This is a genomic window from Nonomuraea sp. JJY05 (genome assembly GCF_043496855.1).
Classification (GTDB): domain Bacteria; phylum Actinomycetota; class Actinomycetes; order Streptosporangiales; family Streptosporangiaceae; genus Nonomuraea.
This window is the reverse complement of record NZ_JBIEIS010000007.1, coordinates 178,230-200,029: the sequence shown is the minus strand read 5'-3', so window position 1 is coordinate 200,029 and position 21,800 is coordinate 178,230. Positions and strand designations below refer to the sequence as shown.

At 69.9% G+C, this 21,800-nt stretch carries 20 protein-coding genes; 10 read left to right on the top strand and 10 right to left on the bottom strand.

Annotation, left to right across the window (positions count from 1 at the left end; all coding sequences use genetic code 11):
* Window positions 1-3: 3 nt before the first annotated feature.
* On the top strand, window positions 4-1,317 hold the full coding sequence (locus ACFKCF_RS12370; protein WP_394493143.1) for a hemolysin family protein: 1,314 nt from the start codon (window positions 4-6) through the stop codon (window positions 1,315-1,317).
* A gap of 14 nt (window positions 1,318-1,331) precedes the next feature.
* Window positions 1,332-2,336: a tryptophan--tRNA ligase gene (trpS, locus tag ACFKCF_RS12365; protein WP_394493142.1), complete on the top strand. Its 1,005-nt coding sequence runs from the start codon at window positions 1,332-1,334 to the stop codon at window positions 2,334-2,336.
* Window positions 2,337-2,724: 388 nt separating this feature from the next.
* Here the strand turns inward: trpS and ACFKCF_RS12360 are convergent, their stop codons facing one another.
* From ACFKCF_RS12360 to ACFKCF_RS12350, 3 genes are all read right to left on the bottom strand, one after another.
* The gene (locus ACFKCF_RS12360; protein WP_394493141.1) at window positions 2,725-3,351 is read right to left on the bottom strand and encodes a maleylpyruvate isomerase N-terminal domain-containing protein; all 627 of its coding nucleotides are present in this window, start codon (window positions 3,349-3,351) and stop codon (window positions 2,725-2,727) included.
* A gap of 258 nt (window positions 3,352-3,609) precedes the next feature.
* The gene (locus ACFKCF_RS12355) at window positions 3,610-5,154 is read right to left on the bottom strand and encodes an alpha/beta hydrolase (protein WP_394493140.1); all 1,545 of its coding nucleotides are present in this window, start codon (window positions 5,152-5,154) and stop codon (window positions 3,610-3,612) included.
* Between the two features lie 168 nt (window positions 5,155-5,322).
* Window positions 5,323-5,940, bottom strand: a complete 618-nt coding sequence (locus tag ACFKCF_RS12350; protein ID WP_394493139.1) for a TetR/AcrR family transcriptional regulator — start codon at window positions 5,938-5,940, stop codon at window positions 5,323-5,325.
* A gap of 163 nt (window positions 5,941-6,103) precedes the next feature.
* On the opposite strand from ACFKCF_RS12350, the gene ACFKCF_RS12345 reads away from it, so the two are divergent.
* From ACFKCF_RS12345 to ACFKCF_RS12335, 3 genes are all read left to right on the top strand, one after another.
* Window positions 6,104-6,790, top strand: a complete 687-nt coding sequence (locus ACFKCF_RS12345; protein ID WP_394493138.1) for a sulfotransferase family protein — start codon at window positions 6,104-6,106, stop codon at window positions 6,788-6,790.
* Between the two features lie 104 nt (window positions 6,791-6,894).
* A complete protein-coding gene (locus ACFKCF_RS12340) occupies window positions 6,895-8,478 on the top strand; it encodes an MDR family MFS transporter (protein ID WP_394493137.1) in 1,584 nt (527 codons plus the stop codon).
* A 157-nt stretch (window positions 8,479-8,635) separates the two neighbouring features.
* Window positions 8,636-9,454: an alpha/beta fold hydrolase gene (locus ACFKCF_RS12335; RefSeq protein WP_394493136.1), complete on the top strand. Its 819-nt coding sequence runs from the start codon at window positions 8,636-8,638 to the stop codon at window positions 9,452-9,454.
* A gap of 96 nt (window positions 9,455-9,550) precedes the next feature.
* On the opposite strand, the gene ACFKCF_RS12330 is transcribed toward ACFKCF_RS12335, so the two are convergent.
* The 3 genes from ACFKCF_RS12330 to ACFKCF_RS12320 all read right to left on the bottom strand — a co-directional run bounded on the left by ACFKCF_RS12330 (window position 9,551) and on the right by ACFKCF_RS12320 (window position 11,558).
* Entirely contained in the window at window positions 9,551-9,745 is a 195-nt protein-coding gene (locus ACFKCF_RS12330; RefSeq protein WP_394493135.1) for a hypothetical protein, read from the bottom strand.
* 77 nt (window positions 9,746-9,822) lie between these two features.
* Window positions 9,823-11,013 (bottom strand): helix-turn-helix domain-containing protein, encoded by a 1,191-nt coding sequence (locus ACFKCF_RS12325; RefSeq protein WP_394493134.1) that lies wholly within the window; start codon window positions 11,011-11,013, stop codon window positions 9,823-9,825.
* A gap of 71 nt (window positions 11,014-11,084) precedes the next feature.
* Complete coding sequence (locus ACFKCF_RS12320) at window positions 11,085-11,558, bottom strand: MarR family winged helix-turn-helix transcriptional regulator (protein ID WP_394493133.1); 474 nt, start codon at window positions 11,556-11,558, stop codon at window positions 11,085-11,087.
* A gap of 85 nt (window positions 11,559-11,643) precedes the next feature.
* On the opposite strand from ACFKCF_RS12320, the gene ACFKCF_RS12315 reads away from it, so the two are divergent.
* Window positions 11,644-12,522, top strand: a complete 879-nt coding sequence (locus tag ACFKCF_RS12315) for a haloalkane dehalogenase (protein WP_394493132.1) — start codon at window positions 11,644-11,646, stop codon at window positions 12,520-12,522.
* A 6-nt stretch (window positions 12,523-12,528) separates the two neighbouring features.
* Here ACFKCF_RS12315 and ACFKCF_RS12310 read toward each other — a convergent pair whose 3' ends face one another.
* Window positions 12,529-13,032 carry a MarR family winged helix-turn-helix transcriptional regulator gene (locus ACFKCF_RS12310; protein ID WP_394493131.1) on the bottom strand — a complete coding sequence of 168 codons (504 nt, stop codon included), beginning with the start codon at window positions 13,030-13,032 and terminating at the stop codon, window positions 12,529-12,531.
* A gap of 61 nt (window positions 13,033-13,093) precedes the next feature.
* Between ACFKCF_RS12310 and ACFKCF_RS12305 the strand changes: the two genes are divergently transcribed.
* Both ACFKCF_RS12305 and ACFKCF_RS12300 read left to right on the top strand, forming a co-directional pair.
* Window positions 13,094-14,374: an amidohydrolase family protein gene (locus ACFKCF_RS12305; protein WP_394493130.1), complete on the top strand. Its 1,281-nt coding sequence runs from the start codon at window positions 13,094-13,096 to the stop codon at window positions 14,372-14,374.
* A 44-nt stretch (window positions 14,375-14,418) separates the two neighbouring features.
* On the top strand, window positions 14,419-15,381 hold the full coding sequence (locus tag ACFKCF_RS12300; protein ID WP_394493129.1) for a YihY/virulence factor BrkB family protein: 963 nt from the start codon (window positions 14,419-14,421) through the stop codon (window positions 15,379-15,381).
* Here ACFKCF_RS12300 and ACFKCF_RS12295 read toward each other — a convergent pair.
* A complete protein-coding gene (locus ACFKCF_RS12295; protein WP_394493128.1) occupies window positions 15,370-16,482 on the bottom strand; it encodes a D-alanyl-D-alanine carboxypeptidase family protein in 1,113 nt (370 codons plus the stop codon). The genes ACFKCF_RS12300 and ACFKCF_RS12295 overlap by 12 nt on opposite strands.
* An 83-nt stretch (window positions 16,483-16,565) precedes the next feature.
* On the opposite strand from ACFKCF_RS12295, the gene ACFKCF_RS12290 reads away from it, so the two are divergent.
* A complete protein-coding gene (locus tag ACFKCF_RS12290) occupies window positions 16,566-16,799 on the top strand; it encodes an SCO4848 family membrane protein (RefSeq protein WP_394493127.1) in 234 nt (77 codons plus the stop codon).
* Here ACFKCF_RS12290 and ACFKCF_RS12285 read toward each other — a convergent pair.
* On the bottom strand, window positions 16,771-18,162 hold the full coding sequence (locus ACFKCF_RS12285) for a peptide ligase PGM1-related protein (protein ID WP_394493126.1): 1,392 nt from the start codon (window positions 18,160-18,162) through the stop codon (window positions 16,771-16,773). The genes ACFKCF_RS12290 and ACFKCF_RS12285 overlap by 29 nt on opposite strands.
* Before the next feature lie 492 nt (window positions 18,163-18,654).
* Between ACFKCF_RS12285 and ACFKCF_RS12280 the strand changes: the two genes are divergently transcribed.
* Complete coding sequence (locus ACFKCF_RS12280; protein ID WP_394493125.1) at window positions 18,655-19,881, top strand: M20 family metallopeptidase; 1,227 nt, start codon at window positions 18,655-18,657, stop codon at window positions 19,879-19,881.
* Between the two features lie 3 nt (window positions 19,882-19,884).
* On the opposite strand, the gene ACFKCF_RS12275 is transcribed toward ACFKCF_RS12280, so the two are convergent.
* Entirely contained in the window at window positions 19,885-21,765 is a 1,881-nt protein-coding gene (locus ACFKCF_RS12275; RefSeq protein WP_394493124.1) for a Xaa-Pro dipeptidyl-peptidase, read from the bottom strand.
* Window positions 21,766-21,800: the final 35 nt, after the last annotated feature.

Below are 21,800 nucleotides of genomic sequence, written 5' to 3'. Positions count from 1 at the left end.
ACCATGTTTGACACCCTCGCGGCCAACATCGCCCTGGTTCTGGTGTTCATCCTGATCGGGGGGTTCTTCGCCGCCGCCGAAATCGCCATGGTCTCCCTCCGGGAAAGCCAGGTCCGCAAGCTCTCCCACCGGGGCCGCCGGGGTGAGCGGGTGGCCAAACTCGCCCGTGACCCCAACCGCTTCCTGTCCGCCGTGCAGATCGGCGTCACCGTCGCCACCATGTTGTCGGCCGCGTTCGGCGCCGACCGGCTGGCCGCGCAGCTCGTGCCCGTGCTGGAGCGCTGGCAGGTGCCCCAGGCCGTCGCCCCGGTGCTCGGGCTCGTGCTGGTGACGCTGGCGATCTCGTACGCGTCGCTCGTGCTCGGGGAGCTGGCGCCCAAGCGCCTGGCGCTGCAGCGGGCCGAGGGACTGTCGCTGTACGTGGCGCCGTTCCTCGACCGGATCGCGTCCCTGTCGCGGCCGATCATCTGGATGTTGTCCAAGTCCACCGACCTCGTGGTCCGGCTGCTCGGGGGCAATCCGGAGGCCGACCGCGAGGAGGTCACCACGGAGGAACTGCGTGACATGGTGGTCGGGCACACCGACCTCACCGCCGACGAGCGCCACCTGATCGCCGAGGTGTTCGCGGCGGGGAAACGGCAGCTCAGGGAGGTGATGCTGCCGCGCACCGAGGTCGAGTTCATGGACGCCGACACGCCGCTGGACGAGGCGGCCCGCCTCGCGGCGGGGCTGCCGCACTCGCGCTTCCCCGTCTATCGGGAGACCTACGACGAGGTCATCGGGTTCGTACACGTACGGGACCTGCTGGACCCCGAGCTCATCGGGCGGACCGAGCCGATCGGCGCGGTGGTGCCGATCCGGGCGGCCAAGTTCGTGCCCGCCTCGAAGCGGCTGCTCACCACCTTGAACGAGATGCGGGACGAGGGGCAGCACCTGGCCATCGTGGTGGACGAGTACGGTGGCACGGCGGGCATCGTGACCTTGGAGGACCTGGTCGAGGAGCTGATCGGGGACATCAGGGACGAGTACGACGAGGAGGAGGACATCGTGATTTTGCCCGCCGGCGAGATCGAGATCGACGGCCTCACGAACCTCAACGACTTCGCCACCGAGACCGGCATCCGGCTGCCGGACGGCCCCTATGAGACGCTTGCCGGATTTGTCATGGCGATGCTGGGGCATGTGCCAGCTGTCGGCGAAAAGGTGGAAATAGCGGGATTTGAGATGACTGTCACGGGGCTGGACGGGCGCCGTATCGCGAGGGTGAGAGTGAAACGCGGCCCGGCGGTCGAGTCGCCGCCCGAGCAAGATTCCTGACACAATTGCTTTCTATGGCCAGACCTCGTGTACTCTCCGGCATCCAGCCCACAGCGGACTCCTTCCACCTGGGCAACTACCTGGGTGCCGTCCGGCAGTGGGTCGCTCTGCAGGAGACCCACGACGCCTTCTACTGCGTGGTCGATCTCCACGCGATCACCGTGCCGACCGAGCCCGCCGCGCTGCGCCGCCGCACTCGCATCGCCGCCGCCCAGCTCTTCGCCGCCGGCCTCGACCCGGAGCGGTCCACCGTCTTCGTGCAGTCGCACGTACGCGAGCACACCGAGCTCGCCTGGATCCTGATCTGCCTCACCGGCATGGGCGAGGCGGGCCGGATGACCCAGTTCAAGGACAAGTCGGCCAAGTTCGGGGAGAGCGCGGCCAGCGTCGGCCTCTTCACCTACCCGATCCTGCAGGCCGCCGACATCCTGCTCTACCAGGCCAACCGGGTCCCGGTGGGCGCCGACCAGAAGCAGCACCTGGAGCTCACCCGCGACCTGGGCCAGCGCTTCAACCACCGCTTCGGCGACACGTTCACGCTGCCCGAGCCGTACATCCTCAAGGAGGTCGAGAAGATCACCGACCTCCAGGACCCCACGGCGAAGATGTCGAAGTCCTCCTCGAGCCCCGCCGGCATCCTCGACGTCCTGGAGCAGCCCGGCCCGCTGCGCAAGAAGGTCATGCGAGCGGTCACGGACACGGGCTCCGAAGTGCTCTTCGACGAGGAGAACAAGCCGGGCATCTCCAACCTCCTCCGCATCCAGTCGGCCCTGACCGGCACCCCCATCCCCGACCTCGTAGCCCGCTACGAGGGGCAGGGCTACGGCACGTTCAAGAAGGACGTGGCGGAGGCGGTGGCCGACACGTTCACGCCCATCAGGGAGCGCACGGAGAAGCTGCTGTCGGACGAGGCCGAGCTCGACCGCCTGCTCGCCATCGGGGCCGAGCGCGCCGCGGCGGTGGCCAAGCAGACCATGGCCGAGGTCCGCGACAAGGTCGGCTTCCTCCCCACGCTGTAGGTCACGCAACTCCACCCACCCGTTGCCCGACTACCGGCTGGGCCCGCTGGAGCCCGCCCCGAGCGGTCCTCGCTGTCGCTCGGGCTGCTCTTCCTCGGGCGGCCTTCGGCCGCGCTGTCGCCCAAGGCCGCCCTGTCGTCCGGGCCAGTTCGTCGACCGGTCGACCATAGGGGCACGGGCGAATTGAGCAGCTGTTCCCCACAGGGGGCTCTCAACCACCCGAGAGCTGTCAGCGTGTGATCGTCGGCTATGCGGAGGATCAGCAAGCGGCTGAGGAGCTCGGTGCTCGGCGGGTGAGCCGCGAGGGCGCAGGTCCACTTGGGGCGCTGCTCACTTTCGGGCCGCAACTGTCTCTTGCTCCGCGCCGGAGTTCCGGAAGCGGGGGGCTTCAGAACGCTGCGATCGGATCGGTGGCGCGTTCGCGGCGGGACAGGGTGCGTATCACCGGCAGGAAACCGTGACGAGCCACCGCGATGCGGGTCAAGCAGTCGGTGACCGCGTCGGTGGCCTCGACCGGCACCGGTGGTGTGGGCACCTCCAGGCTGACAGCCAGGTCGTCGAGGTGGACAACGAGTTCCACGAGCCGGGTCAGCAAGCACTGGTCGAGCGGGAGGACATGGGAAAACACGCCGACAGGCCGGTCGGTCGGCAGGGTCGGCAGCAATGTTGTGAGCCGGTTGCGGGCAGCGTCGAACTCCCCGGCCAAGGCGGCAGGTCCACCGGCTGCCTCCTGCTCGCCCGCCGCGCGGATCCGACGTGGCACCGCATCGTCCAGGTCCGGCGCCGGCCCGGTGCCGGCCAGGAAGTATGCGACCGCATCGATAGGCGCCCCGTCCGCCTGCGGCGGTTCGGCCACCCAGCGCTCGACGTTGAAGACCGCTCGAGCCAGGTGCCCCGCCAGGCCGCTGACCCGGAACCGGGCCAGCGCGCTTGGCCGCTCCCAGCGTTCGGTCAGTACGGGCGAGTGCAGCAGCCCGGACACAACCTCGGCGGTGCCGAGAAACGCGGAGATCACGCCGGAAGGATAGTGGTAGGACGCAGTTCCATCCGCCCGGTGCCGTCTTTCCGTCAGCCCTGAGGCTTGCGGACTTTGAACCAGGCGATCGGCTTGGTGGCGGTGCGAGCGACCTCGGCGATGGCCTGGCCGGCCGGCCCATAGCGCTCAGTCGTGGCAGGCGGTTCCACATCGGCCTTTGCCCGCTCTGCCTGACAGCCGACAGCGGGGTGGCCCGTACGAGCACGAGCCACCCCTCACCAAGAGATCACCCGAAGATCATCTGAAGAGGCCGGAAGGCGTCCAGCCCGGTGTGCCGGGTAGCGGGGTGACGGGTTCCCTGAGCGTCTGGACGTCGGTGGGCGGGACGGCCGGGCAACGGGTCCCCGGCGCCGGGAGGGTCTGCGAGATCAGGTAGGTGTCGACGGCCTCCGTGGCGCAGGCTCCACGCCCGTAGACGATGTGGCCCCAGCCCTCGTACGTGAGCAGCCGGCCCGACCGGCCCAGTTGGTGGGCCGTGCTCAGGGCCCACGGGTAGGTGGTGGCCGGGTCGTGCAGGGAGTTGAGGACCAACAGCGGCGTGTTCGTCCGCACCTTCAGGCGGTGCTGCGGGTTGGGGATCGGGTCAGGTTGGCCGAGGCACGAGATGACCGGGCCGATCGCCAGCGGGCTGTAACGCATGTCGGGCGCGATCTTCGCCAGGCGGCGCAGGTGCTTGCTGAACTCGCGGTAGTCGCGTACGGGCAGCCGGAAGTCCAGGCAGAAGATCTGGAACGGGTTGGGGCTGACCTCCTCCGTCCGGTCGATCGTCAAGGGGAGCGCGCCCGGGCGCGGGGTCTCACCGGCCTCCAGGGCGGCGAGCAGCTGGGAGAGCGGCTGCCAGTTGGCCGGATCGTAGAAGGCGCCCAGGGCGTTGTTGATCAACATGAACGCGGTCACCTTGGTGTCCGGCTCTCCTGGGACGGACAGCTCGCCGCGGTCGGCGCGCTCCAGCAGCCCCTTCCAGATCGACCTGACGTCCTTGCCATGCTGGACGCAGCGGCTGTCGCGGTCGCACCAGGCCACGAACTCGTCGAAGGCGTCCTGCGCGCCCCAGGTCTCCGTGTCCATGAAACCCCGGGTGTCCAGGCTGTGGTCCATCGTGCTGTCGAGCACGAACGCGCGGACCCGCGACGGGTAACGCTCGGCGTACAGCTGGCCGAGGAGGGTGCCGTAGGAGCCGCCCCAGAAGGTCAGCTTCTTCTCGCCGAGCGCGGCGCGGAAGGCGTCGAGGTCGGCCGCGGTGCTGAGCGAGTCGACGTGGTCGAAGAGCGGACCGGTACGGGCCCGGCAGTCGGCACGCAGACGGTCGTTGTAGGCCAGCATCCTGTCGAAGTCGGCCTGGCTCTTCAGGAGCGGATCCGGGGCCTGCGTCAGCACGTCCGTGGAGCAGACCACGGGGTGGCTGCGGTTGGTGCCCCGCGGGTCGAGACCGACGATGTCGAAGCGGCGCAGGATCTCGGGACTGAACCTGCGCGGGCTGCCGAGGACCAGCCCCACCCCCGATCCTCCAGGGCCGCCCGCTCCCAGCACGAGCGCGCCGATCCTGGCGGCGGGATCGGTGGCCTTGCGGCGGGCCACACCCACCTCGAACGTGCCGCTCGACGGCTGGTTCCAGTCGATGGGTACGGTGAGCGTTCCGCATTCGACGGCCGGCTCTTCCGGACACGGCGCCCACGAGATCGTGTCCCGTGGCGGCGCGGCCTGCGTGGTGGCGGCCGCGACCGGCGTGAGTAAGACGAGCGGCGAGAGGAGTCCGAACAACAATGCGGTGAGTCTTCGCATGCTCTGATCTTCAACGGCCGCCGGACGACTGTGAATCGGGCGCAAGTATGGACCGGCGGCTCCTTCGGGAGGACGACGGCACTGGGTCTTTGGGCCCATGTACCGGTGAGCGCGCAGTGGCGGGCTCTCCCGGGAGGTATATTCCGGCGCGGGCCGGCAGCCGCGTGCTTACTCGGGGGCGGGCAGCCGCGGCGCCGGGAACAGATCGCCGACCAGCAGCGTCGCCGCTTGCGTGGCGATGGCGAGGATGTCGTCGTCCGTGGCCTCGGTGCCCTGGGCGGCCAGCACGGCGTTGTGCACGCTGAGCAGGGCCATCCGGACACACAGCCGGTCGGTCAGCGGCGCGTCGGGGCCGAGGAGGAGCTGTGTGGCCCTGCCTATCCGCTCCAGCGGGCCGCCGTCCCGCAGCGGCATCACCTTGCGCAGGGTGGCGTGGTTGGCGGCGGCGAACCGCATGACCCGCAGTCCCCGCCTGCCGCTCAGAGCGATCCAGCGGCCCAGGAATTCGGAGGACAGCTCCGGCGTGAGCGCCTGGCCCGCGGCCCAGTCCAGCAGGTCGTCGAGGGCGCGCATATTGTCCTGGAAGAGGCTGAGGATGATCGCCTCTTTGCTGTCGAAATGGTAGTAGAGCGCCGCCTTGGTGATGCCGATCTGCTCGGCGATCTCGCGCATCGAGGTGGCCTCGTAGCCGCGCTCGGTGAACAGCGACAGCGCGGCCTGCTGGATCTCGGCCCGCGTCTGGCTGCCCTTGCGCCGCGGGGCCGTCACCTGTTCCGTCTTTGACATCGCTGTTCTTGCTCCCAGGCTCAGCTCTCCGGAAAGTCTACACCCGCTTGCTTACCGGCCGGTCAGCAAGTACCTTGCTAACCGGCCGGTAAGCAAGCGCCTCCGGGACGGAGCCGGCCCGGAGGTGACCGAGATCGCCGTGATCGAGGAAGGAAGGGCTGGCATGAGTTTGCGAGTCGTAGGAGCGGGATTTCCGCGTACGGGGACGACGTCGCTGAAGGTGGCGTTGGAACGGCTGCTCGGGGCGCCTTGCTACCACATGCAGGAGCTGTTCGGGCGGCCGGACGACGCGGCCGTCTGGCGTGACGCCTGCGCGGGTGTCATGCCTGACTGGCAGCGATTCCTCGCGGGATACGCCGCCGGGGTGGACTGGCCGATGTCGTGGTTCTGGCGGGAACTGTCCGCCGCGTTCCCGGACACGCTGGTGCTGCTGTCCCGGCGGGAAAGTGTCGAGCGCTGGTACCAGAGCATGGATCGTACGGTGCTGGAAGGGGCGCGCCGCCTGACGCGCGGCGACTTCGCCGGCGCGCGGCCGCCTCTGCACGCCGGTGGCACCCCCGGGCAGGCCCGCGCCATGGAGGAGATGATCCGGGCCATGTTCGGCGGCGCGTTCGGCGACCCCCACGACCGCGACAAGGTCATCGCGGCCTACGAGCGCCACCTTGCCGAGGTCCGTGCCACCGTGCCGGCGCACCGGCTGCTGGAATGGCAGCCGGCCGACGGCTGGCAGCCCTTGTGCGCCGCACTCGACCTCCCGGTTCCCGACGAGCCGTTCCCGCACGAGAACACCACAGCCGACATGCGGGCCCGGATGAGCGACCACCTCGCGGATCCGCCTGGAGGTCAGTAGCCCGTCCCCTCGAAACAGCTACTCGCGCAATTGCTTACCGGCCGGTTAGCAAGTAAGCTTGCCGACCGACCGGTAAGTTCTATTGCATCAATGGGAGCGCAATGATGGCAGGAGACAGCGCGACGAGTCCCCCGGCGGCGGGGCAGCAGGCCGGACTGGGGTTCAGTCACCGCCAGATCCTCGTGACGATGAGCGGCCTGGTCATCGCCATGCTGCTGGCGATGCTGGACAACATGATCGTCGCTCCGGCACTGCCGACCATCGTCGGCGAGCTGGGCGGGCTGAACCACCTGGCGTGGGTGACCACCGGCTACATCCTTGCCTCCACCGTGGCCACGCCGATCTGGGGCAAGCTCGGCGACCTGTACGGCCGGCGCATCGTCTTCGTCGCCGCCGTGGCGCTCTTCCTGCTCGGCTCGGTCCTGTGCGGGATGTCACAGGACATGGCGCAGCTGATCGGCTTCCGTGCGCTGCAGGGCCTGGGAGCGGGCGGCCTGATGGTCGGCGTGCTGTCGATCATCGGTGAGATGATCCCGCCGCGGGATCGCAGCAAGTACCAGGGCGTGATGATGGCCGCCATGCCGGTGGCGATGATCGGCGGCCCGCTCATCGGCGGCTTCATCACCGACAACCTCAGCTGGCGCTGGGCCTTCTACGTCAATCTGCCGCTCGGCGTCATCACCCTGATCCTGTGCTGGATCACCCTGGCCAAGCTGCCCAAGGGCACCGGCAAGGCCGTGATCGACTGGTGGGGCACCGCGCTCCTGACGGTGTGGATCACCGCGCTGGTGCTCATCACCAGCTGGGGCGGCACCCAGTACGACTGGGGCTCGCCGCAGATCCTCGGCCTGGCGGCGCTGGCAGTGGCCGGGTTCGTCGCCTTCGTGATCGTCCAGCGGCGGGCAGCCGAGCCGATCATGCCGCTGCGCGTCTTCAGGAGCCGCAACTTCTCCCTTGCCGGCGCCGTCGCCTTCATCTCGGGTTTCGCCATGTTCGGCGCCACGGGCTTCCTTCCGCAGTTCCAGCAGTTCGTCCAGGGCTCCTCGGCCACCAACAGCGGCCTGCTGCTCATGCCGATGATGATCGCCGCGATGGTCGTCAGCCTGGCCGGCGGCTCGCTGATCAGCAAGACCGGACACTACAAGTCGCTGCCCATCATCGGCTCCATCCTCGTCACCGCCGGCCTGGCACTCTTCGCCACCGTGGACCTCGGCACCACCACCACGATGACGGCCCTCTACATGGTGGTCCTGGGCGCCGGCATGGGCGCGCTGATGCAGACCAGCACCCTCATCGCCCAGAACAGCCTCGACCTGCGCGACATGGGCGCGGGCACCGGGGTGTCGACCTTCCTGCGCAACATGGGCAGCTCGCTCGGCGTCTCCCTGCTCGGCGCCGTCTACGCCAACCAACTGGCCGACTCCCTGGCGCAGGCGGGACCGGCCGCGCAGAGCGTGGCCGCCTCCGCCACCTCGATGACCCCGCAAGCGCTGCGCGCCCTCCCCGAAGCGGCCCAGCACCTGTTCCAGCAAGCCGTCACCAACGGCATCACCACCCTGTTCACCTGGGGCGCGGCCGTGACCGCCGTCGGCATCGTCCTGGCCTTCTTCATCCGCCAGCTCCCGCTGCGCAGCGCCGCCACACCAGCCGCCAGCCCCGACGCCGAGCCGGTCGCCGCCGGTAGGTGAGCCCATACGCCCCGGTCATCGCACCGGTCATCCGCACCGAGCAGCCACCGTCACGAGGTGCCGCGTTCCGAGGACGGACGTCGGTGACGGCATCCCCGGTAGCCGCGCTGCCTTAGCGGTGCTAAATTGGCCTTAGCGTCGCTAAGGAGGCTGGCTGATGATCAAGGCGATGACGGCCGACGGGACCGAGGCGCGGGCCATCGATGAGGGGCGGGGGCCGATCGTTCTCGTTCTCCATCCCGGCCTCGACGACGGCTCGTCCTGGCGGGAGGTGGCCGCGCGGCTCGCCGCGCGCCATCGGGTCGTGCGGCTGCACCGGCGCCGCTACCGGCTCGATCTCGACGGCGCGTCCTGCACGGTCGCTCAGGAGGTCGAGCACGTCCTGGCCGTGGCGGCGGCGCTGGGCGGCGGGCCGATGGTGCTCGCCGGGCACTCCTCAGGCGCGGTGATCGCGCTGGAGACCCTGGTGGCCGACCCGTCGGCGTTCGCGGGGGCGGTCCTGTACGAGCCGCCCACCGTGATCGGGGCGCCGCTCGGAGGGCCGCACGGTGAGGTGCACGCGCGGGCGCGGGCCGCGATCGCGGCCGGTCGGCCGGGGAAGGCGATGAGGGTTTTCCTGCGGGGCTCCGTACGGGTGCCCGCGTGGGTGGCGGTCCTGGCCGGAGCGTTCGTGACGGTGGTGCCGAGGATGCGGGCGCTCGTCCCGTCGCAGATCGAGGACAACGTGGGCATGGACACGCTCGGCGTGCGGCTCGACGCCTACTCGGGGATCGAGGTGCCCACCGTGCTGCTCGGGGGTGAGCGCAGTCCGGCGCATCTCGGGGAGAGGCTCGACGCGCTGGAGCGGGCGATGCCGCGGGTGGAGCGGGTGGTGCTGCGCGGGCAGGGGCATTCCGCCCATCTCAAGGCTCCCGATCAGGTCGCCGCCGTCATCGACGACTTCGCCGCCAAGGTGCTCGACCGGCCCGGCCGCTGAGGCACCGGACCCGCCGAGCCCCGCCGCGGCTGAGGCGCCGGATTCGCCGAGCCGCCGCTGAGGTGTCGAAGCCGCCGAGGCCCGCCGGCCCTCGAGTCAGTTCCGGCGGGCGCTCCGGTGCAGGCGCAGCAGGGCGCGCAGGGCCGCCAGGCTGGGGCGGGTGAGCCGGGTCTCCCCATGAGTGGCCGTCCAGCCTGAGCGATCCCGCTGGAACGACCACCCGGGGAACTCCCGCGTCGCCTCCTGAAGCAGTCGTTCCATGACGAACTCGGCACTCGGCGCTGTGGTCATTAACGCAGCGTGTCACCCGCATCCCGCTCCGTGACGAACTCGGGCCGAAGAACTCCCCGTTCGTACGGACCGAACTCTCAGTTCGCGATGCCGTGGCGCTCGGCCAGGTAGCGGACCTCCGGTGCCCACGACGGCCGCGCCCGCCGCGCCAGGGACCGCACCATCTCCCTCAGCAGCAGCTTGTGATCCAGCTCCTCCGGGCATTCGCGCTCGATCCGCAGGAGGTGGAGCAGGCTGGCGGCGTCGTCGCCGACGTCCTCGCAGGCGCGGGCGACCTGGCTGAGGTGGGTGGCGCGCCGCTCGATGGACGGGGTGCGCCGCAGGTCGATGTCGTCGGCGATCTGCAGCACCGCCTCCGGGCGCCCCATGTCGTTCTCGATGCTGGCCATGTGGATGGCGACGTTGGTCGGCCCGAAGAAGGCCAGGTCGTAGACGTCGGCCCCGTCCTCGACGCGCTGCGCGAGCCGCGCCGCCGGCCCGCGTACGATCTCCCTGGCCTCGTCGTCGTCGCCCCCGCGTGCCGCGCCGATCGCGGTCAGCAGGTGCAGCGCGCCGAGCGCCTTGACGTGGCGGTCGTCGCCGTCGGCGACGTGGGGCTCCAGCATCTCGATGCCGCGCCGGCCGACGTCGTACGCGATCTGGTGCATGTCGTCCGACAACATCGACTGCCCCAGGCTCCAGTACGCCCACGCCCGGATCAGCGGATCCCCCGACTCCTCCGCGAACCGCATGGCCCGGTCGGCGGCCAGATGCGCGAGGTCGACCCGCCGCAGGTGCTTGAGCACGCCCCTGGCCAGCATGTACGCGTCGGACGCGACGCGGTGGGCCTGCGGCGTGTCCGCGAGCGCGAGGTTCTCGGCGTCGGAGATCAGGGACGGCAGGGACGCCATCAGGATCGAGTAGCGGTGCGCCGAGGTGAACCAGGCGTTGCGGGCCGTGGACACCCGTTCGGAGAGCTGGTCGGCGTCGGGCGGCTCGATGTCGGGCTCCAGCGAGCGCCACGTGAACAACGCGCGCTCGATGTCGCTGATCTGCGGCCGGCTGGGCTCGTGCGAGTCGCGCGGGGTCTCCCCTAAGAGCACGGCGGTGCGTACGCCCAGCACTTTGGCGATCTCCCGCAGCAGGGGGAGCGAGGGGGTTCGCTTGCCGTGCTCGATCAGCTCGATGTGCCTCGGGGTGCAGCCGGACTGGGTCGCCAGCGCGGTGGTGCTCATGCCCCTTCGTTCGCGCTGGAGCCTGATCATCTGCCCGGTGGCTATTTCGGACATGGACGTGAGGCCTCCTGGGTGGGTCCCGACATCCCACAGGCTAGGGCTCCAGGAGATCGCCTGTCCTGGATTCAGCCCTGCTCAGAGGAGCCGCCGGGGCGCGAATGATGCTCCAGGAGACGGGTCAGCAGACCTGACAACTGCTCGCGTTCCGGTTGGCTCAAAGGGGCGAACAGCTCGTCCTGAAGGCTCGCGATGAGCGTGTGCAGCCGTCGTACCTGCTGGAGTCCCTCGAGGGTGATGGTGATGACGTTGCGGCGGCGGTCGGCGGGGTCGGGGGCGCGCTCGACGAAGCCGCGCTCAGCGAGCTCGTTGATGACGGCGACCATGTCGCTGCGGTAGATGCCGGTGCGCCTGCTCAGCTCGGCCTGGCTCACCGGGCCCGACTCGCGCAGCGCGACGAGCGCCGCGTAGTGCCACTTGCGGGCGTCGACGGCGGCCAGGCCCTCGTTGACCAGCCGGTCGGCGTGCATCGCGACCAGCGACAGCGTCCGGCTGGGCAGGGCCCGCAGCGGGGCGGGGGTGGCGCTGAGGTCGTCCGTCATGCTCCCGATCATAGCCTCTTGCGTTAGTGGCACTAACGATGTAATTTCGTTAGTGCCATAAACGTTAGTCGCACTTACGACCGAAATGAGAACCGTCATGCCGACGATCGACGTGCTCGACTCGACCATGTACTTCGAGGACTCCGGCGGCTCCGGCCTGCCCTTCGTGTTCCTGCACGGAAACCCCGCCTCGTCCTATCTGTGGCGGAAAGTGCTGCCGGGGCTGGACGGCCGCCTGCTGGCCCCCGACCTCATCGGCATGGGGCGCTCGGGGAAGCCGGACATCCCGTACCGGTTCGGCGACCACGCCCGCTACCTCGACGCGTGGTTCGACGCGCTCGGGTTGGACGAGGTGGTGCTCGTGGGGCACGACTGGGGTGGCGCGCTCGCGTTCGACTGGGCCGCCCGGCACCCGGAGCGGGTCCGGGGGGTGGCGTTCATGGAGACCATCGTCCGCACGATGAGCTGGGACGACCTGGGCGAGGCCCCGCGGGCCCGCGCCGAGACGCTGCGGAGCGCCCAAGGGGAGGCGCTGGCGCTCGACCAGAACTTCCTCGTGGAGACGGCGTTCTCGGGCGGGGTGCTGACGAGCCTGAGCGAGGAGGAGAAGGAGCCGTACCTGTCGCCGTACCCCACCAGGCAGAGCAGGCGGCCGCTGCTGGAGTGGGCGCGGTCCCTGCCGCTGGACGGCGAGCCCGCGGACGTGGCCGAGCGGGTCGAGGGTTACGGGAAGTGGCTCGCGGCCAGCCCTGACGTGCCCAAGCTGCTGCTGACCTTCGACTCCTCGCCGACGTTGCTGATCGGGGAGGGGGTGGCCGCCTGGTGCGCCGCGAACATGGCCGCCCTGGAGGCCGCGCACTGCGGCCCGGCCGGCCACCATGCCCCCGAGGACCGCCCCGAGGCCATCGCCGCCGCGATCGCCGGCTGGGCGGCCCGCCACGGGTTGCGGGAGAGCACCTCCTAGCCGGGGTCAGCGGTAGCGGCGGCGGCCGACGCGGGAGAGGACCTCGCGGAGCGCGTCGGCCGCCTCCCGCACGGCCTCGTCCGGGATCCCGCCCGCCACCTCCTCGTGCGCCCGCCCCGAGGCCACCAGCGCGGCCTCCGCCATGCGCCGCCCCTCTTCGGTGAGCTGGACCCAGCGGCTGCGCGCGTCGCCCGCGTTGGCCTCGCGCTCGACGTATCCCGCCGCAGCCAGCCGCTGCAGCACGTTGCTGATCCCGCCCGACGTGAGGAACAGCGCCTTCGACAGCTCGCTCGGCTTCATCCGGTACGCCGGCGCCCGGCTGAGCGCGGCCAGCACGTCGAACTCGGCGTACGTCAGCCCCAGCTCGGCCAGCTCGGCCTTGATCGCCTGGTCGAACACCAGGTGCAGCCGCGCCGCCCGCTTGCTGAGCTCCAGGGCGGCGATGAGCGACGGCGACAGGCCCGCCTCCTTCCAGCGGGGGACCAGCGCGTCGACCTCATCGCTATTCACGCCATCGAGGATACCTGTCGCAATATTGCTTTCTGAAAAGCTTCTTATTAAGCTTTCGAGCATGACATCTACGATCTTGATCAGGAACGGCGTCGTCGTGGACACCGAGCCCGAGCCCGTCGTGCTGGGCGACGTGGACGTGCGGATCGAGGACGGCCTCATCGCCGAAGTGGGCCCCGGCCTGCCGGACGTCCCGGGTGCGGAGGTGATCGACGCGACCGGGCGGATCGTGCTTCCCGGATTCGTCGACACCCACCGCCACACCTGGCAGGCGGGCATCAGGGCCGTCGCGCCCGACATCACGTTCGACACCTACCTGCGGCGGGTCCTCGCCGAGCTCGCCCCCCGCCACCGCCCCCAGGACGTCTACGCGGGCAACCTCGCGGGGGCGCTGGAGTGCCTGGACGCGGGCATCACCACGCTGCTCGACTGGTCGCACGTCCAGTTCAGCCCGGACCACACCGACGCGGCCGTACGGGCGCTGGGCGAGTCCGGCATCAGGGCCGTGTTCGGCTACTGCTACGGCGGCGACTCCGGTGAGCTGACCAAGGAGACCCGGCGGGTCCACGACTCGCTCTTCTGCGCGTCCGGGCTGGTCACGATGGTGGTCGCGGCGCTCGGCCCGGAGATCGTGGGGGAGGAGCGCGCGCTGGAGGAGTGGCGGGTGGCGGCCGAGCTCGGCCTTCCCGTCACCGCGCACCTGGGCGGTCACGGCCAGGAGAGCGCCGAGCGCGGGCTCGCGTTCCTGGAGGCGAACGGCCTCCTGACCACCCCCACGACCTTCGTGCACGCGCTGCACTACACCGACGAGGCGCTGCGTCGCATCGCCGCCGCCGGCGGCTCCGCCTCGCTCGCCCCCGTGGACGAGATGAACCTGGGCCTCGGCTATCCCGCCACCGGGCGGCTGCGGGCGGCGGGGGTCCCGACGGGCCTCGGCGCGGACACCGTGGTGTGCGCGCCGGGAGACATGTTCAGCCTGATGCGTACGACCCACCTGCTCGAACGCGGCCTCCCCGACGGCGCCGGGATGGGCTTCACCACCCGCGACGCGCTGCGCATGGCCACCTTCGAGGGCGCCCAGGTGCTGGGCCTCGCGGACGTCATCGGCTCGCTGCGGCCGGGCAAGCAGGCAGACCTGGTGCTGCTGCGTACGGACACGCTCGGCATGGCGGCGGCGCACGACCCGATCGGCGCCGTCGTGCTCAACGCCGACACCAGCGCCGTGGACACGGTGCTGGTCGGCGGGCGGGTGGTCAAGCGCGACGGGCGGCTGCTCCACCACGATCTGACGGCGGTCCTCTCCACACTGATCGAATCGGCGGATATGGTGGCGAACCCCTGATCGTCGCCCTGGCGCCGGGGTAGTGGGTCCCCAGGAGGCGCGTGATGGCGAGCGTGATGAAGCGGATCGGGGCGGTCAAGGCCTGGGGTCGCGGCAAGGTGCGCCGCTGGCGGGAACGGCGACCGGCGTTAGACCATCTGGTCAGGGCGGTGCGGCGTTACCAGCACCAGTCCGGCGACACGCTGGCGGGCGCCGTGACCTACTACGCGTTCCTGTCGTTCTTCCCGCTCGTGGCGCTCTCGTACGCGGTGCTCGGGTTCGTGGTGGCGACCAGCCAGGCCACCAGGGACGCGCTGGAGAAGGCGATCATCGAACGGCTGCCCGGCATCGCCACCCAGCTCAACCTCGACGCCATCGCCACGGCCAGGCAGACCGCCGGGGCCATCGGTCTGCTCGGTCTGCTCTACGCTGGGCTCGGCGCGCTCGACGCGCTGCGCGGTGCCCTGCGCGAGATGTCGATGACCACCGCGCCGCCGCTCAACTTCCTCGTCGGCAAGCTGCGCGACCTGGCCTCGATCATCCTGATCGGGACCACGATGATCGCGTCCGTGCTGGTCGCCGGGTTCGCCACCACGGCCACGGACAAGGTCATGGAGTTCGTCTTCGGGAGCGAGTCGGCGCCGGCCACCTGGGGGCTGCGGTTCGCGGGCGTGGCGGCGAGCGTGGGGGCCGACTGGCTGCTGTTCCTGATCCTGCTCGGGTGGGTGGACCGGCCGACCCGGCCGTTCCGGCTGATCGCCAGGGGGGCGCTGCTGGGCGCGATCGGGTTCGGGGTGCTCAAGCAGGCCGCGACGCTGCTGCTCGGGCAGACGCTGACGAACCCGGTCTACGGGACGTTCGCCGTCATCGTCGGGCTGCTCGTCTGGATCAACTTCTCGGCCAGGCTCGTGCTCTACGTGGCCGCCTGGACGGCCACCGCCGGCCGCTGCCCGCCGCCTTCTCCGTCCCCGGTCCCGTCCTTGAACCCGGACACCTGGGCCCTGCGAAGGGGCACGTCAGGTGCGTGAGCGGCCGCGCCGGCGGCGGATGCCGAATCCCAGCCAGATCAACCCGAACAGCAGCCCCCCGCCGATCACCGCGGCCCCGATCGTCTTCGTGGAGTCGGTCTGCTTGGAGGCGGCCGTGTCCAGCAGCGGCGGCTGGGCGGCGGGCGTGACCTTGGAGGCCGGCGCAGCCGAGGAGCGCGGGGCGGCCTGGACCTCGGGGAGCGGGTCGACGAGCCGGCCGACCGCCTGGGTCTTGCCCCTGACCGAGAAGCCCCAGTCGAGCAGCTTGGCCACCTCCTCCCAGAAGTAGCCCTCGTGCCGCATGATGCTCACGACGATCGTGTGCCCGCCGCGGGTGGCCGCGCCGACGAAGCTGCCCTGGGCCTTCGAGGTCCAGCCGTTCTTGACGCCGATCATGCCCTTGTAGCGCCAGAGCAGCTTGTTGTGGTTGCTGATCTCGTAGTAGCCCTTGGGCGCGGGGAACTTAGAAGTCTTCGTGCTGATATATCCCCGGAAAGCAGGATTGGCGAGGCCGGCGCGGGCGATCAGCGCCAGGTCGTACGCCGAGCTGCTCTGCCCCGGCTTGTCCAGCCCGCTGGGCGTCTTGGCCACGGTGTCGTACGCCTGCAGCCGCTTGGCCGTGGCGTTCATGTCGCTCATGGTCTTGGCCAGGCCGCCGTTCGTCTCGGCCAGGGCCATGGCCGCGTCGTTCCCCGACGACATCATCAGCGCCCTGAACAGGTCGTCGATCTTGTACGTCGCCTTGACCGACAGGCCGACCGCCGTGCCCTCCTGGTTGCAGGCGTTCTGGCTGGGCCGGATCTTGCGGTCCTTGTCGAGCTTGGGGATGAGCGTGAGCGCGGTCAGCGTCTTGAGCGTGCTGGCCGGCAGGTAGCGCCCGTGCGGGTCCTTGGCCGCGAGCACCTCACCCGTGTCCACGTCCGCGATGACGTACGACGTAGCCTGAGTCTTGGGTGGTGCTTTGACGCCCTCGGGCGCCACCAGGCCGCGGCTGCCCAGCGCCTCACCTCCGACGGGTGTCGTCGGAGCGGCATATGCGGTCCCGCCGGTGAGCGAGACCGAGGCGATGAGTGCCGTGACCGGCACGAGTTTCGTCCACATGGCGATCTCAGCGTAGCTTCGAGTGAATGCCCATGTGGCGACACATCCCCCGTTGATCCACCTTCGATACTAGAGAGGCGCTGATGTCACGAAAGATCGCCGGATTCCTCATCATCCTGGGCGCATTCATGATCTTCGAGTGGGTGAACCTCGGGTTTAACTTGGCCGACGGGCATCCGACCAGCTTCTACGTGGTGCACGGAATCCTGATCGCGGTGAACATCATCCTCGCCGTCGTGCTGGGGATCATCGGCTGGCGGGGGCTGCGCGGGAGCAGCGGCAAGGGGGTCACGGGCCGCATAGGAGACGCCGGGTGAGGGCGTGCAGCTCGTCCGCCTCCTCCCGGGAGTCGCCGATCGAGGTGAAGCCCAGCTTCCCGTGCTCGGGGACGGCCCCGAGCAGGTGGAAGACGTTCCCGGTACGCCGTTCCGCGTCGAACCCGATCCCGAGCCGATCGGCCATGCGCACGACCTCGCCCGGGCCGCGCCCGCGCAGGCAAGTCGATGAGCAATTGTCGGTCGCGGTGTAGAACTTCGGCTGATTTCCGGACATGAGGAGGCCGGTGGCCGGATCGTACGTGGCCCCGGTCGTCAGCACGGCGGCGCCGAACGGATGCGTGGTGCCGCCGATCCGCAGATTGATCTCGCACAGCAGCGCCGCGTACCCGGCGTCGGCCTTCAGCGCGAAGAAGTCCATTCCGAATATCCCCACCACGCCCCGATCGGCCAGGACGCCGGCGATCCGCTCGGCGGCCGAGCCCACCTCGGCCCGGTACTCGGGCGCCGCGGGGAACGTGCAGCCCTGGTAGACGTGGCCGTTGGGCCCGCCGAGCACCTGGTCGTGCGTGGCCAGCACCTGCGCGGTGCCGCCCGGCGTGATGCAGGCCAGGGCGCTCGGGTAGTACAGCGGCCGATGCTCGATGAACTCCTCGACCACCGCCCCCCGGTCCCTGATCTTCGCGGTGAAGCTGGCCCAGGTCTCGCCGGAGGCCGAGAAGCTGGTCAGCGACCTGTCGGCCTTGGTGACGATCGCGTTGCCGAGCCCGGAGTAGCCGTCGTTCAGCTTGACGATCACCCGCTCGCCCGGCAGGGCCTCGATCGCCTCCTCGATCTCCAGCACGTGCCGGACGTCGCCGAAGCCCCGCGCCATCGGCACGCCCGCCTCGTGCCCAACCTCGCGCGCCCCGCTCTTGGAGCCGTAATAGGCCAGGGCGGTGGCCGGTCCGTAGAGGGGGACGTTGAGTAACGAGGCGAGCTCCTCCTCGAGCTCGCTCAGGACGAACGGCACCAGCCAGGCGTCGCCCTCGACAGCCGCGCGCACTTGCTCCAGCGCGTCCGGACGGGCGAGCAGGGCCTTGGTCAGCGGCTGAGACCAAGGGTCGTCGAGGCTGATCAGCGTGAGCCGTTTGGCCGCGTCATCCGGATCCGGCAGGAAGGCGAAGTAGTAGTCGACGATGTCGGGATCGATGGGCGCGGAGGAGAGGTAGACCACCTTGACCCCGGGCTCGCGGAGCGTGAGCAGCAGGAACAGCAGCCGCTCCTCGTAGGACCTGGCCCCAGTGATCCGGCGGAGCTCATCCTGTGGAAGGGAGAGCGAGGGTACGACCACCAGGGTCCCCTCGCTCGGCTTGAAGATGCTCAACCCAGCATACTTCTCCCCGAACGGGATATTAGTGATCATATTGCGAGTGAAACACGCATTCTTCTCAAATGCAGCCATCGCCGAAGTGTCATGACCATGACAGAAGGTGACAGGTTTCGGAATCGCTGACCACGTTTGAACTGGCAGCGTTGGGTCATGATCTACTGATCCGTTGTGACCATTTCCGGATCACCTGAATGTTCACAGACCGTGACCACCTGGGGTTACGGACATGCTCGCAGGAACTTTTGGAGTATCTGTCACCGCGGACTTGCGCCGGGGCGATAAAGTCGAAGCATCGCCATCGGGCTCACGGCCGACCGCTGTGCTCCCGGGCTGCAGCGGCGCTCGCGACAGGCGAACGCAAAGCCCATGCTGACGATCTCGCGCACCCCGACCAGTGGGTGTGTTTTTTGATCCGCCGAGTGGCCGCTCGACCGGGAGGCCACGGCGGGATGACGAGCTTTCACAGCGGATGAGCCGCGGTGGTCAGACATATTGGTGCGCGCGGCATGGACGGGACGGTGACATATGCGGGGACGTGAGCTTCGGGGGGAACTCGACGCGTTCCTGGCGGAGACCGAGCAGGATCTCGTGGCGTTCCGCCGCGACCTGCACATGCACCCTGAGTTGGCCTTCGCGGAATATCGCACGACGCAGCGGATCGCCGAGCGGCTCACCGCCGCCGGGTTGACCCCCTCGGTGCTCCCGCGCGGCACCGGGCTGATCTGCGACGTGGGCAGCGGCGACGGCCCGACCGTCGCGCTGCGCGCCGACATCGACGCGCTGCCGCTGCAGGACGAGAAGGACGCGCCCTACCGCTCCACTGTGGCCGGCGTCTGCCACGCGTGCGGCCACGACGTGCATACCACGGTCCTGCTCGGCACCTCGCTCTTCCTTGCCCAGCAGGCCGCCGCCGGCCTGCTGCCCGGCCGGGTGCGCCTGATCTTCCAGCCCGCTGAGGAGCTGCCCGGCGGCGCGCTCGAGGTCATGGCCCAGGGCGGCATCAGCGGCGTCGACCGCATCTTCGGCCTCCACTGCGACCCGCGCGTGGACGTCGGCCAGGTCGGGCTCAAGGCCGGCCCGATCACCTCGGCATGCGACAAGCTGGTCGTCAGGGTGTCGGGTCCCGGCGGGCACACCGCCCGTCCCCACCTGACCGCCGACCTGGTCTTCGCACTGGCCAAGATCCTCACCGAGCTGCCCGCCGCCCTGTCGCGCCGGGTCGACCCGCGCTCCTCGCTGAGCCTGGTCTGGGGCAAGGTCGAGGCCGGCACGGCGGCCAACGCGATCCCCGACGACGGCCTGGCCGCCGGGACGGTCCGCTGCCTCGACGAGGGCGCCTGGCACGCCGCGCCCGACCTGATCAAGTCGCTGCTGGAGTCGGTGGCCGGCGCCTACGGCGTGGAGGCCGAGATGGACTACACGCGTGGCGTGCCGCCGGTCGTCAACGACGAGGTCAGCGTCGAGATGCTGGCCGAGGCCGCCGAGCGCGTGCTCGGCGCGGGCGCGGTGGTCCCGACCCAGCAGTCGCTCGGCGGCGAGGACTTCGCCTGGTACCTCGAGTCGATCCCCGGCGCGTTCGCCCGCCTGGGCACGCGCTCGCCCGACGGCGTGACGTACGACATCCACCAGGGCACCTTCGACGTCGACGAGAAGGCCATCGCGATGGGCGTGCGCGTCATGGCCGCCACGGCGCTGACCGCGCTGTGGGAGGTCGGCCCGCTCGACACGGTCACCACCACCGCGATGGCCTAGTCCCTACAGCAGCTTGCCGAAGACCACGGGCAGTCGCAGCGACGACTGCCCGGGCGAGACTGTGATCTTCGTGCCCGGCGGGTAACGCAGGGTGTAGTCGAAGTCGGTCGAGATGATCACGAGGCCCAGCCGGTGGCCCTTCTTGAACAGGTAGTCCGTCGGCTGGAAGTCCCACGTGAACGTGTACTCCTTGCCCGGGCGCAGGGCCTCGGTCCGGTCCGGGCGGTGCCGGTTGCGGACGTCCAGCCAGCCCCTGGTGACGATCTTGTACGGGGTGGTGGCGGTGCCGAGCGTCCTGAGCGTCGTGCAGCCCGTGTCACCCGGGACGCCCTCGCCGTAGCAGTAGGACTGGCCGGTCGAGACCAGCGAGCCGTTCGCGCGGACGTCCGTGCCGTAGTCCACGAGCAGCGCCGTCAGGTACGGCGACGCGCCGTCCTTGAACGAGGCCCGCACCGACACCGTCGGGGTTCCGGAGATCCGCACGTCGGCGGGCAGATCGCCGGTCACGTACGCCAGCCGGTTCGGATCGGACCCCGTGGCCTCCACCAGCTGCTCGGCCGTCCTGGCCTTCTGGTCCACGAACGACTCCCTGGCCGAGTGCGGGCCGGGCAGCAGGCCCAGCTTCGAGCCCGAGCCCAGCCGGAGCGGCACCGTGGCCGCGCCGGGCAGCGGCCATGACGCGTGCCGGTCCCACTGGCCGGGCGCGATCTCCACGTCTGCCTGCGGCTCGCGCATGATGCCCGAGTCGATCCCGTACAGCCAGTGGTCGAACCAGCCGTGCAGCTGGCGCAGCCACTCGACCGTGCGCAGGTTGAAGGGGTTCATGTGGGTGCCCTGGTGCAGCCAGATCTTGCGCGGCACGTGCCGCTTGGCCAGGGCGTACCACCACTGGGCGAACTGCTTGGTCTTGACGTTCCAGTCGTTGAGGCCGTGCACCAGGAAGACGCTGGCCTTGACCTTGCCGACGTCGTTCAGGTAGTTGCGGGCGTCCCACATCGCGCTGTAGTCGCCGGTGATCCGGTCCTGGGCCGTGGTGATCCCGTCGATCAGCGCGCCGCAGGCGGCCTGGCCGTCCTGCCTGGTCAGCACGTACTTGGCGAGCACGTCCAGGTCCTCGCCCTGGAAGCCGCCAGGTGCCAGCACGCCGCCGTTGGCGCGGTAGTAGTCGTACCAGCTGGAGATCGAGGCGATCGGCACGATCGTCTTGAGGCCCTCGACGCCGGTCGTGGCGACCGCGTTGGGCAGCGTGCCGTTGTACGAGACGCCGATCATGCCGACCTTGCCCGTCGACCAGGTGGCCTCGACCGGGTTGCCGTCGGCGTCGAAGCCCTTGGCGCGGCCGTTCAGCCAGTCGATCGCGGCCTTCGGGCCGGCCGTCTCGTTACGGTCGCCGGAGGTGGGGCAGCCGGTGGCGCGGCCGCTGCCGAGGTTCTCCACCAGCGCGATGGCGTAGCCGCGGGGCAGGAAGTAGTTGTCGTAGTAGCCGTCGAAGGGCTCGGCGGCCAGCTTGTTCCTGGCCGCGGCGAGGGCGGGCAGCGGGTTGCCGTTCGCGTCCACGTCCACGGGGTGGTTGGGGACGTCGTTGCCGCCGGCGTAGTACGGGCTGGCCTCCATGATGACCGGGACCTTCAGGCCCTGGTCGGTCTCCTTGGGGCGCAGGATGTCGACGGCGACCCGGTCGGGCTTGCCGTCGTTGTCGCTGTCGGTGCCCTCGACATCGACGAACACCGTCTGCTTGACGGCGTCCGCGCGGGAGAAGACGGGCTGGGTGGCGTTGTTCTCGATCTTGATGGCCGGGGTGCCGGCCGTGGCGGGCGTGGTTCCACTCAGGGCCACGACGAGCAGCGTGGCCAGCGGCACGGTCAATGCCTTCCAAGGATGCATACGGGGCTCCGAGATCAGGTTTCCACCGTCTGTCG